This window comes from Geofilum rubicundum JCM 15548 (genome assembly GCF_000974365.1).
In the GTDB taxonomy this organism is placed as follows: domain Bacteria; phylum Bacteroidota; class Bacteroidia; order Bacteroidales; family Marinilabiliaceae; genus Geofilum; species Geofilum rubicundum.
Map to the genome: position 1 here is coordinate 1 of NZ_BAZW01000027.1, position 17,203 is coordinate 17,203.

Consider the following 17,203-nt stretch of genomic DNA (forward strand, 5'->3'; position numbering starts at 1 on the left):
ATTATTTGGTGAGAGAGACTGAGTTCTTTCTTCAATCCAGCTTTTAAGGGCCCTAATTTGTTGAGATTTTTGAGGGTTTAACTCTTTGGCTTCTTCAAGAATAGTTAAAACAGTATTGGGGTTTTTGAGGTAATTGAAACCTGCCTGTCCCACACGTTTTTTGTCCTCCAGGTAGCCCTTTTCCTTTATGTCATCTATTTTATTGTCCAAAACAAAAGAAAGGTTTTTGCGGGCCACAATGTTAAAGCTTTCAGCATCATTGATGGGTTCCGGCACTTTTAAAAATGATGCCTCGCCGTAAAACCCGACAATCTTACCTTTTGAATAAAAAACCACGATATTGTCACTATCTTTCAGCGACGGGGCAGCATTCCATTGAGAATACCCCAAGATTTTATTCCCTTTGTTGCGTGGGTTGTCAATGTCAAAATTCCAGCTTTCATGGGGAATATTTCCGTCTTTTACCCAGGAATGATTGCTTGGGTCATTGCTTGGAGCTTTCCAGTCGTTACTGTTCCATGTGATGTTGGCAATAATCATTCCCGGTAGCTGGGGGTTGGCATCCATAGTATTGTTGTTATTGCGAATAGACTGTATTCTGTTTAAAGATTTGGCAAACTCTTCATCCGGAATCATCATTTTTTCCTCCAGTCCCATGTCCATTATAAGTTGGTCTATAACCGGCTTTTGATTTTGAATAAAATCATCAAGATTTGAAAAGATGTTCTTCTCGTTGGAATAAGGCCTGGTGTACTTGGTTTCATCCACTTGCTTGAACCCCTGGATTTTTTCAATGCATTGATTATACAAATCCAACAGACCAGAATCTTTTTCACCTTTAAAAACTATTTCGAGATGGGCTGAAGCATTCCCTTGTTCATCGATACCAACAACAAAGCCAATGCTTTTGGTCATATTAACACCCCCATTGGGCTTGTAAAATCCAATGAAAATGTAATTATGATTACCATGGAACCAATGGCCGCCTTTGAGTCTTTCCTTATTATTCTTTTTACGTAAATAAAAAGTAAAATCCGGCTCTTTTGCTCTTATGCTTAAAAGGTGTTCGAGCAATTTGTCGTGCCATTCAATTATAGACTGTGGAGTTTGGAACATTATTTTTTAATTTTCATGATCATTTTTTTTTAAGCAAAATTCAGGGTCAATTACTTATAAGTCGTCATAGGTGAGGTGGTAAAGGCGATAAATTATAGTTTTCATGAGTAGTGATTTAGCAGTGCTTCACCTTTTTTTCTGCGAAAAAGTTTTGGGAGCGAAAAACTTTTTAGGCTTTAAGATCTAATTTGCAAAGAATGTAAATGTCTTTTGTTCTGCAATGTTTTCATTATTAAAGGGTAATGGTTTCTCCTATTTTTTAGGAAAAGTTTTCGTTGGTTAAAAATGTTCAAAATTTCCGCCATTTCAAAATCTCACATTCAAGCTCTTTTAACATTAAACCAAATGCAGGAAGTAAAGGACAATGCTAGTTTAATATCTTAAAAATATGGAGATGCACTTTTCACGGACTTTTGATCTGGGTGTTTTACCTCTACCTGAGGAGATTTCTCCTGTCACGAATGAAAGTATTGCAGGTCTGTAATTGGTGCCACGTGACTTTCTCGATTCAGAAAAAAATGATTAATTCTTTTCACGTACGACACCTTTTGGCATACTGCCACTTACCTTTGCTTTACAAATCGAATGCAAACCTTTAAAACGCCACAAAATGAAAACAGCCAAAAGCCTGGTATTAATAAAGCTATTGATTTTTGCCTCCAGGAAAGCACCGCTCTACAGAAAGCGGCTCTTGGTTTTATAGGATGCGCTTTGATATCATCAATTTTATAGGCATTTTTAAAAACGCAACATTCCCTAACTAGTCAATAAAGCAATTTTCATGCAAACCATTAACGATGTACATGCTCAATTTGCCGGATTTTTTCCTGAGGTGGAATTGAGGCCACTCATTTATTTGTTGTCGAAGAAGTTGAGTGAGGGGCATGTCTGTATTGACCCCATGGCCTTGCTGGATAGCAGTGAGCTGCCGGAGCCTTTGGACCAGGTTGTTGGGGATGTGGCACAGCTACTGGGGGATAGTCAGCTGGTTTCAACGGCATGCGGACCTAAGCGACCGATGGTCTGGCACAGGGAGCGACTGTATTTGCAGCGGTACTTTCACTATGAAACGGTGATTCTTGAACGGATAAAGGACTTTTTGGACAGTGAAAGGGAGCGCTTTCCGGCCATGAAGCAAGCGCTGGAAATGCAGCGGGAACTGATTCGGCGACTGTTTGGTGCGGATGAAAATGCCGGGAGTCGGCCGGACTTCGACTGGCAGATGATGGCGGCGCTGTTGGCGCTTGTTAATCAGTTCACGATTATAACGGGCGGACCCGGGACGGGCAAAACGACCACGGTTGCTAAAATACTGACGATTTTATTTGCTGTGAATCCGGCAGCAAAAGTGGCGCTGGCGGCTCCTACGGGTAAGGCGGCTTTTCGCATGGCGGAATCGTTGAAAAATACCCACATTGAATTAACGGAGGCGGTTAAGGAGCAATTTGGCCGCTTGGAACCGGTGACGCTTCATCGCCTGCTGAAGGCGCATGGTACGTCGTCGAAATTCAGGCACCATGCGGGTAATCCGCTGCGGTATGACCTGGTGATTGTGGATGAGGCTTCGATGGTGGATGTGACCCTATTTGCCAAACTATTGGATGCGGTGGGCAGTAATACTCAACTGATATTGTTGGGCGATAAGAACCAGTTGGCTTCTGTGGAGGCCGGCAGTGTGCTGGGTGATTTGTGTCACACGCAAAGCACCATGAATGTGGTGACGTCGGAAAAGGCGCGGTTTATTCAGCAGTTTTTGGTGGAGGCTGAACCGTCTATTCCTCATCATTTGGTGGTGGAAGCTTGTCCGAACCCATTGGCTGAACATGTGGTGGAGCTCCAAAAAAGTCACCGTTTTTCTGACGAAAAAGGGATTGGTTTGCTCAGTAAAGCCATCATTAACAACGACCAGCCTGTCTTGCAAGCCTTTCTGCTTGAGAATATCGATGATGCCATTACGATTGATAAGGGCTACGACGCGGAAAAATTTCATGCATTTGCAGAGGGTTATCGCGCCTATATTCAGGAGCCTGACACGGCCCTGGCACTCAAAAAGTTGAATGATTTGCGGGTGCTTTGTGCCATTCGGGAGGGGGATCAGGGCGTTTATGCGGTCAACCGTCGCATCGAGGGTTACTTGCAGGAGAAAAAATGGCTACAGCCTCAGAATGAGTTTTATGAAAACAGGCCGGTCATGGTCTTGCAGAATAACCCGGGGTTGCGCTTGTTCAATGGGGATATTGGCATTGTGCGCAAGGATGCGGAGGGTAGTCCCAAAGTGTGGTTCGAAGATGCTTCGGGGGCGCTGCGCGCTTTTATTCCCGGACACATTGGCGCGGTGGAAACGGTTTTTGCCACCACCGTGCATAAAAGTCAGGGGTCGGAGTTTGACCGGGTGCTGGTGCTTTTGCCCAATCAGCCGCAGCTCCCGATTATGACGCGCGAGCTGGTGTACACGGCCATTACCCGTGGCAAAAGCCATGTGCTGCTGCAGTGCACGGATGAGGTTTTAATGGCGGCGGCAGCCCGCAGTGTGGAACGCGCTTCGGGTTTAATGCACCGCATCGATGAAATAACTAATAAGCAATAAAGGCCATGGCTCTGAAAGTTACTGTATCTACTTCCATCGAACAACTCTTCTCGACCCTGAGTGCGCAGCTTGAAGCCGGCGCCCAGTCGGTTTTTACGCCCCACACCTTTGTCACGCAGACCAGCGGGATGGACAACTGGTTAAAGTACCGTTTGGCTGAGCAGTCGGGCGTGGCTGCCAATATCCGCTTTCTGCGACCGGCCGGTATGGTGGCTCAGTTTTATTACCTGACCGGCGGCAGTTATTTAAAGAGCTACTTGTCGGGCAACCTGACATGGCTCATTTACAGTCTGCTCAACGAGTCGGATTTTAAAGACCGCTTTTCAGATATTGCCGCTTATTACGCGGGAAAAGGTCTGGATGGCGATTTGAAGCGGCTGGGATTGGCACGAAGGGTGACCGACTTGTTCGACCAGTACCAGGTGTACCGTTCGGATATGGTGAAGGACTGGAACCGGCAAATCACTTTTGAGGTGGATAACAAAAACTGGCAACAGTTTTTGTGGTGGCGGGTCCGGCAGCTCACGGCCCAGTCCATTCCCGATAAAACGGAAATGGCGGACAGCATCCAAAGGCAGCTTCGGCAGCCGGAACAAAGGGAAAAACTGTTGGCACAACTGCCTGCTGTTCATTTCTTTGGAATATCTGCTTTATCACCCTACCACATGGCCATTTTTGCCGGGGCCTCCCAGGTGATGGATGGGCATTTTTATTTGCTTTTGCCTGCTTTGTCGCAGTTGGCCAGCGGAGGAAAGACGCTGTCTTTTGAAAACAGTCTGCTCGAAAGCTGGGGCGATTTGATGAAAGAGACGAGCGGGATTGTGCTGCAGCATGCGGGGAATGATGGACTGACGGTTCTGCCGCAGGCGCCCAAAACACCGGCTACACTTTTGCAAAAAGTGCAGCACGACCTTCGGCAAAACCTTGCTGAACCGACCCAGATAACTGAGGCTGACTTGTCGGACAACTCCCTCACCATCAATGCCTGCTACACCGCCACACGGGAAGTGGAGTCCTTGTACAACTATTTGGTGCACATGGTGCAAGGGCGTGGTGAAGCGGTATCGACCCGCGATATCGTGGTGCTGGTGAGTCAGGTGGATACGTATGCACCCTATATCAAGGCGGTTTTTGACCACGCGCCCTATAAAATTCCGTATTCCATTGAAGGAGAAAGTTTGGAGCAGTCCGACGGACTGGTGGGGGCGTTGCTGGGACTGTTGGGTATTTCGGAACAGAGTTTTACTTCGGGAAATGTGCTGCGTCTGCTTGATTCGGCTTATATTCGTAAGCGCTTTGGCATACGGGACCTGGCGCTCATTCGAAAAACAATAGCAGCGGCCAATATCCGCTTTGGCATCGACAACCGAAGTGAGGACGACAGTCGTTTTGTTAGCTGGAGGCATGGCCTCAAACGCATTGTTTATGGCATGTGCATGGTGGGGGAGGACCTGTATTCAGATGGTGAAGAAACCTTGATTCCCCTGGATGATTTGGAGGGACGACCCGCCCTGGAGATGGTCGGCTTTCTGCATTTTGTAGAGATGTTGATGGGCTCTGTCCGGGAACGCGACCAAGCCAGGACCTTGTCGGGATGGGTCGAATACACCGAACAAGTGATCCATCATTTGATATGGCTGCCCGATGAGGCAGCCAATGAGGAGTACACCATTGTTTTGGGGCAGCTTAAACGACTCAATGCCATCGACCACCTGGTGAAGGAGGAGATGGCTTATGAGCTGTTTTTGGATCAGTTCAGCCAGCAGTTGGCAGATAATACGTCCACTCACCACCATGGAGGAGGCGTGGTTTTCTGCTCCTTCATTCCCATGCGCAGCCTTCCTTTTAAAATGATTGCCATGCTGGGACTCAACTTTGACAAATTTCCGCGCAGGGACAAGCATTTGAGTTATGATCTCAGATCGGGCCACCATCAACCGGGCGATCGAAGCATCAAGAACAATGATAAGCACCTGTTTCTGGAAACGGTTTTGGCGGCCAAAGAGAAGTTGTACATCAGTTATTTGGGTAGAAGCACCAAGGATAATTCAGAACTACCGCCCTCCTCATTGGTGGAGGAATTGGTGGATTATTTGGAGTCGGCCAGCGAGAGCCCCGCTCTGGTCCGTTCCAAACTCATCACCCTTCAGCCCCTGCACGCTTTCAGCTCCAAATATGGCAGCGGTCCCTACTACAACTATATCAAAGAGCCGGATTTCCGGGCCGAATTGGGTGAGGGGAATAACCGAAATGTGTTAAATCATAGCAGCTTAGATCTGAATCGTTTGGTGGCTTTTCTCAAAAATCCCTTTAAAACCTATTATAAGAATGTGGCCGGAATCAACTACGACGATGGCGGGATGGAGGAACTGGAAGAAAAGGAACTGTTCTCGTTGGATGCCTTGCAAGCGTGGCATTTGAAAAATGCCTTGCTTGAAATGGAGGCGTCGGCCAAAGCCGACTTTATCCAACGTGGCACAATGACCGGTACACTGCCCCTGAAAAACATGGGGCGGGCCCTGGTCGATAGCATCGACGAGGCGGTTCAACCCTTAAAAGTTTTGGTCGATGGAATTACCAAAGGTGGCCCGGCATCGTCCCTGGCCATTGAGGTGGATTTGGGCGCAACGGTCTTAACGGGACAAGTACAGCACGTCTATGCGGATCAAATGGTTTTTGTCTGCTTTTCCTCCGGCGAGTTTAAATATTATCTGGAAGCTGTGGTCTGTTATTTAGCTGTAACAGCGGCTGGCCATCCCGTGCAGCTGAGTTTTGTGTCTGCCAAAACGGGACAAGCCTTTAAAGCCAGCCCCGTAAGCCAGTCAGAGGCCCAAAAATTATTGGCCCGACTCGTAGCGCTTTTTCAAAAAGGGCACGAGACTATTTGGCCCTTCTTTGCCGATTTTGATCTGAAGTGGGATGAAATGGACCGGTGGTCGGTTCAAGAGCTTCACAATAAGATCGCCAATGAATTTAGTAAATTTCATTTTCCGGTGGAAGAACCGCACATCCTTACCGAATACGAGCATGGTTACTTCGAGCGGGAGGATTTTCTGGAAGCTTTTAAGGCAAACAGTCGCTTTATGTGTGATCTGGTTTTGCAATTCTTTCCCCTAACCGAGTTAAAGAGATAATCCGTTATGCTTAATTTTTCCCATTTTGATGCCTTGTCGGTCGACCTTAAAGGCTCCAACCTCATAGAGGCCAGCGCCGGAACCGGCAAGACTTACTCGATTTCTTTGCTGGTGGTCCGCTTAATTCTTGAAAAGCAGCTGCCCGTCAACAGTCTGCTGATGGTCACCTTTACCAAGGCGGCGGTCGCCGAGCTGGAGAGCCGCATCCGCCTGTTTGTCCGCATGGCCTACCGCTCTGCGCGGGGGCTTCCCATACCAGAAAAATCCATCGCGGCCATTGTCGCCCATGCCATTGAAAGCGCGTCCCGACAACAAGTTATCCAGTTGCTCAAGGAGGCTGTTTTGTTGCTGGATGAAACATCGGTGCAAACCATTCATGGTTTTTGTCAGACCACCCTGGAGGAGTTTGCTTTGGAGGCCGACCTGCGCTATGATCCGGAAATTGCTACAGATGCATCTGAAATAGTGGAGCACCTGGTGGATGATTTCTGGCGACTGAATGTCACCACCCTGCCTGCTGAGGCCCTGAAACTTTTGATGGAAGCAGGCAAGCTGAGCAAGGCCGACCTATCCGGTGCTGTAAAAAATGCGCTGGAAGGCAAGTTCTTATATGGTTTTGAGCCGGCTGGTGATTATTCAACAGACGCCAGTTGGATGGCCGAGGTAGAAAATACGATGCGGTCGGGAAGCCCGGAACAAATGGATCAACTCATTCGGGAACTTCCCCGACGATTGATTTTTGGGGCTGTCAGGGAGTTGCTCCCGGCGGTCGCCGCCTTTAAGCAGGAACGTCACTTGCTGACTTACGATGACATGATTGAAAAGCTGCATGCCGCGCTGGTCAAGAACAAAAGCGAACAGTTGATAGACCAGTTACAGAAAAAGTTCAGGGCCGTTTTTATCGATGAGTTTCAGGATACCGATCGGTTGCAGTATGAAATTTTCAGCACGGCTTTTAACCACCCGGCCTCGGTGATTTTTTATATCGGGGATCCCAAGCAATCCATTTATTCCTGGCGTAAGGCCGACATTAACACCTACCTGAAAGCCACCCACCAGGTGGATCGGCTGTACAGCATGAATCATAATTTCAGGTCCTCAGAAAGAATGATTGAGGCCATGAATCAGTTTTTTCTGCCGACAGCCGGGTTCGATACCTTCGCCTTTGGTCGTGCCGCTGAGGGCATTCACTACACACCTGTAGAGTCGCCAAAACCCAACGGCAAAGGCTTGTTCATGAAAGGGCAGTCGGAGGACCAGCCCATCACCATCTTTGAAGTCAGCAGAAAGCCTGAAGTCATTGACCCTTTAGTGGCTCAGGTGACTTTATTACTGAGCAAGGACCATTACAGCATTGAGAAAAAGGACGCCAGCAGATCCCTGACGCCGGGCGATATCGGGATTCTGGTGCGCACCAACACCGAGGCGCTTAACATTAAACAAGCCCTGGCACAGGCAGGCATTCCTGCTGTGACCATTGGTGAAGCCAAAGTCTTTGATTCTCCTGAAGCGGAATATTTACTTTACTTGCTGGAAGCTTTTGAAAGCCTGTCGCAGGGCGCCATTAACAAAGCGTTATTGTCCCCCTTTACCGGCTTGGCTTTAGACGATATTCTTAAGCTGAACATTGAAAAGGCCGCGGAACTGTTTCGAAAGTACAGAGATTTGTGGCGACAATTCGGAGTCTTTCAGGCGGTGAAAGCATTCATGGCCGATTGGAACGTTCAGGGGCTTTTGCTGAGTCGCCACACAGAGATGGGCGAGCGGACCATTGCCAATCTTTATCATCTCACGGAGCTATTGCACAAAGCTGAGAACACCAAAAAACGCTCATCCATTGAGCTGATCGGTTGGCTGCGTTCGGCCATCAAAGGCGCTCAACCGGCCGATGATGAGTTTGAACTTCGTGTGGAGAGTGATGAAGATGCGGTCAACATTGTCACCATTCACAAAAGTAAGGGCTTACAGTACCAAGTGGTCATCGCGCCTTACCTGGACATGATCACCTACAATAAACATGAGGAGGTTAGCTGGCGCGACCCCCAAACCGGGCAATACATGGTGGGCAATAAAAAGGCATTGTCGCCTGCTGAGAAAGTCTTATGGCAGGATCAGTTGGTGCAGGAAAACCGGCGACTGCTGTATGTGGCCATCACCCGGGCTGTGTACAAATGCTTCATATTTAAGGTCAATATGCATAAAGGCCCCTATTCGACTAAAAAATCGGCACTGGCCGCTTTTGTCGATCCCCTGCAGCGTATTTCCGGAGCGCCTATATCGTTTGAGCCTTGCCCAGCGCTCATGTCCGGCTATTTCTGTGCCTCAAGCTCCAACCGAAAACCCACCTATGCAGAGGCCACCCACTTTAAACTGGCGGATCTGAACTGGCGCAAAATGAGCTATTCTTCTTTATCGGTCTTCCACGAAGCATCCCCAAAAATCCACACCGGTGATTACGCTGATGAATACGACCAGTTTGTTTTTTCAGACCTGATAAAAGGCGCCAAGACGGGTGATATGCTGCACTTTATATTTGAGCACATCAGCTTTGTCGATGCTACCCGCTGGGATGCCATTATAGATGAGGCCTTAACGCTGTTCATGCCCCGCTATAAAGAAACTTACAGTGGCCAGTTGCGGCGCTTGATATCGGAGGTTTTGAACAGCCCTATCCACTTGAATGGCGATCGCTTTCAGCTCAGCTCCATTGATGACTCCCGCCGCATCAATGAGTTGGAGTTCGATTTTCCCGTACCCCCGGTACCCGTGGAAACCATCAAAAAATATTCAAGTCCGGACCACCCTTTTGACATTGGTCGCCACGGCGAGTTGGAGGGTATGATGAATGGCAAAATCGACCTCTTTTTTGAGCACAAGGGCAAGTATTATATCCTGGATTGGAAATCCAACTACCTGGGGGATACCCCTGAGTGCTATGCACCTGAAAAGCTGAACCAGGCCATGAATGAGAACAACTACCATTTGCAGCACCTCATTTATACTGCTGCCGTTGACAGGTATCTGAAATTACGCGTTCCCAACTATCGTTTTGAGCAGCATTTTGGCGGAGTTATTTACCTGTTTTTAAGAGGGGTGAGAGCGGGTTCCGACAATGGGGTTTTTGTCTGTAAGCCTGACCAAGCGTTTTTAACGGGATATTTAATACAAAAACCCAAATAGCCACAATGGAATCTTGTGTAAATGGCCGACTTCAATGCCGTCAGCTGCCACAAACGAGTTGGCGAGGTGCTTAATTTGTTTGTTTGTTTTGCCGGATCCTCCTACCTCAAATACGAAATTCTTAAAGGCAAAATCACCTTCCGGCGTATATTTCATAGGCCCAAGCACACCCAGCTGGTTGATGAAAAAACTTTCCCTTACATTTCCGATGTTGGGTTTTTCAGTTGCTAATGCATATTGCAAATTTGGATGATGCATATATATTTTTTCTGGTTTTTGTAACACACCGATACCTTTTGTATCTGCATACAGGCATTTAATCACGTGTATGTCTTCAAGATAGCGAATGAATTGCACCAGACTGTTACGATTAATGCCAATGCGCTCACTTAATTTGGAAATATTTGGCTTAAATGGGACCGATTCCGAAATAATGTGCAGGAGCAACCTAATCTTCTCAACACTTCCAAAACTAATGTCGGCCGATGAAGGTAAATCAATGCTTAAAGCCAATGAAATGGTCTCGGATAATTTTTGGTAATATAGTTTTGGGGCCTCCTTAAAATAGGGATAGTAGCCATGCTCCAGAAATTCAGAAAAATGGGCGATAGGGCGTATTTTTTCGACAATTTCTAAAGCCACGTTGGTGTGATTTTCCAATAATTCCTCAAAAAGGATGGGTTTAAATGCAGTCTCCTGTGTGAAATTCAAGTATTCCCGGAATGATAATCCGGGCAGTTCATACATAACCGCTCGTCGGCTTAAATCTCCTTTTGCCTGATTCAAATGAATCAGCGATGAACCGGTAAAAATGATTTTTAGATCAGGCTGGTCATCATAAATGTTTTTCAATTCCTGGGACCAGTTTTGGTAGCGATGCACTTCGTCCAGAAGAAGATATTTTCCTCCCTGCATAACAAATTGTTCGGCAAAGTCAACCAGAGCGTTTTCTGTGAAATAGAGGTCATCCAGACTCACATAAAGGGTTTGATTATCCTGTGGCAAGTTTTCTTTCGCATATTGTAGCAACAGGGTTGTCTTTCCTGCTCCTCTGGCTCCCTTGATGCCAATTAAACGGCTATTCCAATCTATTATATCTGCCAGATATCTCCTGAACTCCATCGGCACCTGGTACAGTTTCCGATAGGATTTTTGAAAAATCTTTTCCATATTGGTTAATTATTTAAGCAAATATAGTGAAAAATGCTCATTTAAAAGAGCATTTTTTATCAAAACTGCTCTTTTAAAAAAGCAAAATTGAAAATTGGCCGTCTGCCTGGTCGTCTGAAAGGACTCTGTAGCGACTAAAATGGTGGGATGAAACACCAGAATTAGCTTCATAAACATAGAAATGCCATACCCGGCCATTAAACTTTCTTAAATTTTGCCTGTTTAAATTATTGTATCTTTTTTTTGAACAAGAAATAAGAATTGGATGAGATTTACCGAAAAGGCTTTTCTTTATTGGGGCATTCTTCTTGTTTTGGGCGCTTTGGGTTGTTCCCCGAAAATTTCTGAAGTTGTTTCCCCTGCCGAAGAACAGGTGTCGTTTTCTGACGGCGGTGAGGCGGAAATGCCGGACCGGTGGTGGACTGCTTTTGAGGAACCGGTGCTGAATGAGCTTATGGAGGAGGGGCTTGGCGCTAATTTCGACTTGCAAACGGCCTGGTATCGTTTCCGGGAAGCGGAGGCTATAAAAAAGCGGGCTGCTTCTTTGTTGTTTCCTTTTTTGGAGGGTTCTGCCAATGCCGAAATATTCAGTCCTGAGTCTTCTTTAGGCAATAGTGAGCAATTTCAGGCGGGCCTGTTGGCCCATTATGAAATAGACTTGTGGGGCAGGATGCGCTCTTCGGTTGATGCGGAACGTTTCCGTACCCGGGCATCTTTCCTGGATTACCAGACCGCCGCCTTAACGGTGTCGGCCGAGATTGTGAGGACCTGGTTGGGACTGGCAGAAGCCCGGGAGCAGGTTGAAATTACTACAAGTCAGGTTGAAACGAACACAAAGGTTTTGGAACTCATCAAATCCCGTTTTGGCAGCGGTCAGCTGCGTCATGTCGATATGCTTCGTCAGGAGCAACTACTGGAAGCGACGCGCGAACGTCATATTCAGGCGGAAGCGCGGGTGCAGGTGCTGGAGAACCAGCTGGCTGTTTTGTTGGGCAGAGCGCCCCGTGAGGATTTGGCTTTGGCGACCGGGACTTTACCTGAACCACCGCCTTTGCCGGAGACGGGACTGCCGGTTGATTTGGTTCAAAGGCGGCCCGATGTCCAGAGTGCTTTTGAAAGGCTTAGAGCGTCCGACCGGGATTTGGCTTCTGCCATCAGTAACCAATATCCGCGACTAACTTTATCGGCATCACTGTCATCTGCTTCCAACAATGCCGATGCTTTGTTCGATAGCTGGGTGCGGTCGTTTGCCGGGAATTTGCTGGCACCTTTGTTTTATGGGGGACAGTTAAGGGCTGAGGTCAAGCGCAGTGAGGCCATCAAACAACAGCAGGTTTATATTTACGGACAGAGCGTTTTGACGGCCTTCCGGGAGGTGGAAGATGCCTTGATTCGCGAAAGAAAGCAACAGGAAGCCGTTGAGAGTGTAGCGAGACAATTGTCCCTGGCCCATCGGGCCAATGAACAATTGCGGGTGGCCTATTTCAACGGAATGGGGAGTTATCTGGAGGTTTTAACCGCATTGGATGAGGAGCAGCAACTTCAGCGCGATTTACTGACAGAAAAGTTAATACTTCTCGAATACCGTGTGGCGCTTTATCGCGCCCTGGCCGGAGGTTTTGAAACAGGTGAATAACGCTAATGCAACTGAGCTATGAAGAAACGAAAATCGCTTATTATATCTTTGGTAGTGTTGCTGGGTGCCGCACTGGTTGTGGTTCTGATCTTTTTGACGGAACCAACCGCACAGCGCGAGTCGGCCGCCAAGGAAACGGCCATGCTGGTAGAGGTTACTACCGTTTCCCGCGGCACTTACCAGCCCTTGTTTGTAACCACCGGGACGGTGAAACCGGCCCGGGAAATTATCTTAAGTCCCAGAGTTAGCGGTGAGGTCATTGAACGCGCTTCCAGATTTAATCCCGGAGAAACCGTGCCTGAAGGCACTGTGCTCTTAAAAATTGACCCTTCCGATTACATCAATGCGCTTCAGTTAAGGAAGAGTGAACTCCGCCGGGCCGAAGCCAACCTGAGCATTGAAGAAGGACGACAGGAAGTAGCGCGACAGGATTACCAGCAATCCGATCAAACGTTAGATGCGGATAGTGAAGCGCTGGTGCTGCGTCAACCCCAACTGAATACGGCACAGGCGGAGTTAGAGGCTGCGCGTGCATCGGTAGCGCAGGCCACGCTCGATTTGGAGCGAACCACGGTCAAAGCACCCTTTGATGTACACATATTAAGCCGTCAGGTAGATGCCGGCACGCAGGTGGCACCTGGTCAGGAACTGGCCCGGTTGGTGGGGACCAAGGAGTATTGGGTGGAGACCACGGTGCCGCAATCGCACATTAAATGGCTCTCTTTTCCGGATGGCGACCAGGAAGGTGCCGATGTGCGTGTGCATAACCGCTCCGCCTGGGAAGCGGAGGAGTACAGAACCGGTCGGCTCTACCAGATGATTGGGGCCATAAATGATCAGACCCGCCTGGTTCGGGTTTTGGTATCTGTCACCGATCCCTTGCACGAAAAGGAGGAGCCGGGTGCCAGATTGCCGCTGATGATGGGCGCTTTTGTGGAAACGGGCATGGTGGGGCGTGAAGTGAGCGATGTGGTTAAGCTTAACCGCGATTATGTGCGAAAAGGATCTACCGTTTGGGTCATGAAGGATGGTGTACTGAACATAAAGGCGGTCGATATCCTGCTTTCAGATGCCGAGCATGCCTATATCAGCGAAGGTCTGGCCGATGGCGACAGTGTTGTGACAACCAATCTGGCAACGGTGGTGGAGGGTTCACCGCTTCGGGTTGCTGAAAACGGAAGCGACTAAGACATGGAAAAGAATTCATCACAAAATAAAAAGGAAAAGGACCGGGGAATAATGGCCTATATGGCCCGGAACTCCGTGGCAGCTAACCTGCTCATGATTATTCTTTTGGGGGGCGGATTGTGGACCATGTACCATATTCAGAAAGAGGTCTTTCCCGAGTTTCAACTGGACATTGTTGATGTAAGTGTGGTTTACCCGGGTGCTGCGCCGGCAGAGGTGGAGTTTGGTATTTTGATGCCCGTTGAAGAGGCGGTCCGGGGTGTACAGGGAATTAAAGAAATTACTTCCACAGCCCGTGAGGCTCGGGACAGGTTCAAATTGAGCTGGTGCCCGGGACCGAGCGGATGAAGGCTTTTCAGGACATTCAGCAGGCGGTTAACCGCATCCGTACTTTTCCCGATGATATTGAGGAGCCTGAGGTGGTTTTACAGTCGCAACAGCGCGATGTAATGGAAGTTGGGCTGTATGGCGATGTGGATATATGGACTTTGCGGGTGTTGGCCGAGCGCTTGCGCGATCTGTTGCTTAACAGCGAAAACATCACCCAGGTGGAAATCGGGAATATTCCCGATATGGTGACCCATGTGGAAATTCCGCGCCATCGACTGCGGGAGTACAATCTGACTTTATCGGAAGTGGCGGACATTATTTCATCGTCAAGTGAAGATGTACCAGCGGGGGCTTTGGAGACCGGGAGCGGAGAGATTTTATTGCGTATGAAGGAGCGCAAACAGTGGGCCAGGGAATTTGAAAACATTGAAATTATTTCTTCTCCAGGTGGCGGAAGCGTTACGCTGGGTGATATTGCGAAGGTGACAGACGGCTTTGAGGAATCGGGTTTTCATGGAGAATTTAATGAACAACCCACCGTTGATTTGAGTATTTACAGGGTGGGCGACCAGTCGCCCCTCGATATTGCCGCTACGGTGGAAGAAGTTCTGAAGGATTTTGAATCTTCCTTGCCACCGGGGGTGAGTCACCGAATTGACAGCAACAGTGCGGAGGATTATGAGGAGCGTCTGTCTCTCCTGACTGAAAACGGACTGATTGCCGTGGTCATCGTGCTCTTAATACTGGCGCTTTTTCTGGAGTACCGACTGGCGTTCTGGGTGATGATGGGCATGGCCATCTCGTTTATTGGGGGAATCGTGTTTTTGCCGCTTTTCGGATTAAGTATCAATATGATATCCATGTTTGGTTTCCTGGTGGCTCTGGGTATTGTGGTGGATGATGCCATTGTCGTCGGCGAGAACATTTACGAATACCGACAACAAGGTATGAGCCTATGAAAGCGGCCATTAAAGGGAGCAGGGACATTGCCCGACCGGTGGTGTTCAGCATCCTGACCAACATCATTGCTTTTATTCCCCTGTTGTTCATGCCCGGTGAAACCGGAAAGTTCTGGTGGCCTTTGCCGGCCGTGGTGATCATTATTTTGGCCATATCGCTGTTTGAGGCCTTGCTGATACTACCCGCCCACCTCGGTCATTTGAAGGAGCGTTCCCACACCAAAAAAGCAGAGCGTTTTTTGGAACGCATTCGCCAAGGATTTGGGCGGCGGTTCGACCATTTTATTGACCATCGTTATAAGCCTTTTTTGGACATGGCCTTGCGCCACCGCTACATCACACTGAGTATTGCTGTTGGGATATTTCTTATGGTGGGTGGATACGGTTACAGCGACCACATGGGGATCATCATGATGCCTGAAGTGGCGGCCGATGAGATAGAAGCCGGCGTTCGCCTGCCTGTCGGGGTCACCCCCCAACAGGCCGCCAAAGTGGCCCGTGATATAACCGAATCCACCAGGCGGATGTTTGAGGAGCATGACCTTTATGAGGTCGCCGAGGGCATAAAAACCAATGTGCGGGGACAGAGCTTTATAGATGTCGAAATTGTCATGAAGCCCCCGGATGAGCGGGATATGAGGGCCCGGGAATTGATCAATCTCTGGCGCGATGAAATAGGAGATATTGAAGGGGTCGATCAAATTACTTTTCAGGCCGAACGTGGTCCCGGTGGCTGGGCCAAAGATATCAGCGTGGACATCAGTCATGCCGACATCAAAGTGCTTGAAAAAGCCAGCATGGATTTTCTTGAACAGGCCGAATCGTTTGAGGTCACCAGAGATGTGAACGACAATTACGATGCCGGCAAAACGCAGTTTGACTTTAAGCTGCTTCCCGAAGGCCGGCGCTTGGGTCTGACCTCCACAGAAGTCGGACGGCAGGTCCGCGACGCCTTTTATGGCGCCCTGGCCATGCGCCAGTTGCGCGGCGTTAACGAGGTGGAAATGCGTGTGAAACTCCCTTATAGCGAACGCGAAGATTTGCACAACCTGGAAAATTTTGTGATCCGAACCCCCGACGGTCAGGAGGTGCCCTTATTCGATGTCGTGAGGCTGGAAGAGGGAGAGGCCTTCTCGAGTATCAACCGACGCGACGGTCGCCGGATTGTGACCGTCAGCATGGATGTGGAGCCCAAAAGTGCTGTTTCGCAAGTCATGAAATCCCTGAATGAGGAGGTCCTGCCGGAAATCAGGAACAACTACCCGGGGACCACCTGGAGTTTTCAGGGGACGCAGGCAGATATGCGGGAATCGACTCAGGTGTTGTGGAGCGGATTTGCCATGGCCATGATGCTTATTTTTGCCCTTTTGGCCCTGGCTTTTGGGAATTACGTGCAGCCCTTGATTGTGATGTTCGCCATTCCTTTTGGCATTGTGGGGGCCGTGATCGGACATATATTGCTGGGGCACGACTTGTCGCTGGTGAGTCTGATGGGCATCATCGCCTTATCGGGCGTGGTGGTCAACGACTCCTTAATCATGGTGGATTATGCCAACCGCAAACGGGGCGGCAAAACGGCCTATGAAGCCATTCATGAAGCAGGTGTCCGTCGTTTCAGACCAATTATGCTGACGACTTTCACGACCTTTGGCGGACTAACACCCATTATTCTGGAGACATCCCGGCAGGCCTATCACCTGATTCCCATGGCGATATCACTTGGTTTTGGAATTTTGTTTGCCACGGCCATTATTTTGGTCATTGTGCCCTGTTTTTACATGGTTTTGGAGGATTTGAAAGTCCTCTGGTTCACGGCCAGAGGGAAAGACTTGGCGCAAAGCTGACAGGCGTATTGCTTTCTAAGCGGAGATGTGTTAAACTTGTCCCCATATCCCGGTTAATG

At 48.6% G+C, this 17,203-nt stretch carries 8 protein-coding genes and 1 pseudogene; 7 read left to right on the forward strand and 2 right to left on the reverse strand.

Going from position 1 to position 17,203, the window contains the following annotated elements; all coding sequences use genetic code 11:
- Positions 1–1,116: hypothetical protein (locus JCM15548_RS12290; RefSeq protein ID WP_157482726.1), on the reverse strand; the 1,116-nt coding region annotated here is incomplete at its 3' end.
- A 781-nt stretch (positions 1,117–1,897) separates the two neighbouring features.
- Between JCM15548_RS12290 and recD the strand changes: the two genes are divergently transcribed.
- From recD to JCM15548_RS12305, 3 genes are read left to right on the forward strand one after another with little or no spacing between them, the layout of a single operon-like run.
- On the forward strand, positions 1,898–3,703 hold the full coding sequence (gene recD / locus JCM15548_RS12295) for an exodeoxyribonuclease V subunit alpha (RefSeq protein WP_062125754.1): 1,806 nt from the start codon (positions 1,898–1,900) through the stop codon (positions 3,701–3,703).
- 5 nt (positions 3,704–3,708) lie between these two features.
- Positions 3,709–6,837, forward strand: coding sequence for an exodeoxyribonuclease V subunit gamma (locus JCM15548_RS12300; RefSeq protein WP_062125756.1), 3,129 nt, complete (start codon positions 3,709–3,711; stop codon positions 6,835–6,837).
- A 6-nt stretch (positions 6,838–6,843) separates the two neighbouring features.
- The gene (locus JCM15548_RS12305; RefSeq protein ID WP_062125758.1) at positions 6,844–10,017 is read left to right on the forward strand and encodes a UvrD-helicase domain-containing protein; all 3,174 of its coding nucleotides are present in this window, start codon (positions 6,844–6,846) and stop codon (positions 10,015–10,017) included.
- On the opposite strand, the gene JCM15548_RS12310 is transcribed toward JCM15548_RS12305, so the two are convergent.
- Positions 9,997–11,187, reverse strand: coding sequence for an ATP-binding protein (locus JCM15548_RS12310; protein WP_062125760.1), 1,191 nt, complete (start codon positions 11,185–11,187; stop codon positions 9,997–9,999). The two genes, JCM15548_RS12305 and JCM15548_RS12310, sit on opposite strands and share 21 nt — an antisense overlap.
- 265 nt (positions 11,188–11,452) lie before the next feature.
- On the opposite strand from JCM15548_RS12310, the gene JCM15548_RS12320 reads away from it, so the two are divergent.
- The 4 genes and pseudogenes from JCM15548_RS12320 (at position 11,453) to JCM15548_RS25555 (ending at position 17,144) form a co-directional block, all read left to right on the forward strand.
- Entirely contained in the window at positions 11,453–12,823 is a 1,371-nt protein-coding gene (locus JCM15548_RS12320) for an efflux transporter outer membrane subunit (protein WP_062125765.1), read from the forward strand.
- Positions 12,824–12,841: 18 nt separating this feature from the next.
- Entirely contained in the window at positions 12,842–14,011 is a 1,170-nt protein-coding gene (locus JCM15548_RS12325; protein WP_062125766.1) for an efflux RND transporter periplasmic adaptor subunit, read from the forward strand.
- A gap of 93 nt (positions 14,012–14,104) precedes the next feature.
- Positions 14,105–15,300: pseudogene (locus tag JCM15548_RS25550) on the forward strand (efflux RND transporter permease subunit).
- Positions 15,297–17,144, forward strand: coding sequence for an efflux RND transporter permease subunit (locus JCM15548_RS25555; RefSeq protein ID WP_262487040.1), 1,848 nt, complete (start codon positions 15,297–15,299; stop codon positions 17,142–17,144). Before JCM15548_RS25550 ends, JCM15548_RS25555 begins: the two are co-directional and overlap by 4 nt.
- Positions 17,145–17,203 lie beyond the last annotated feature (59 nt).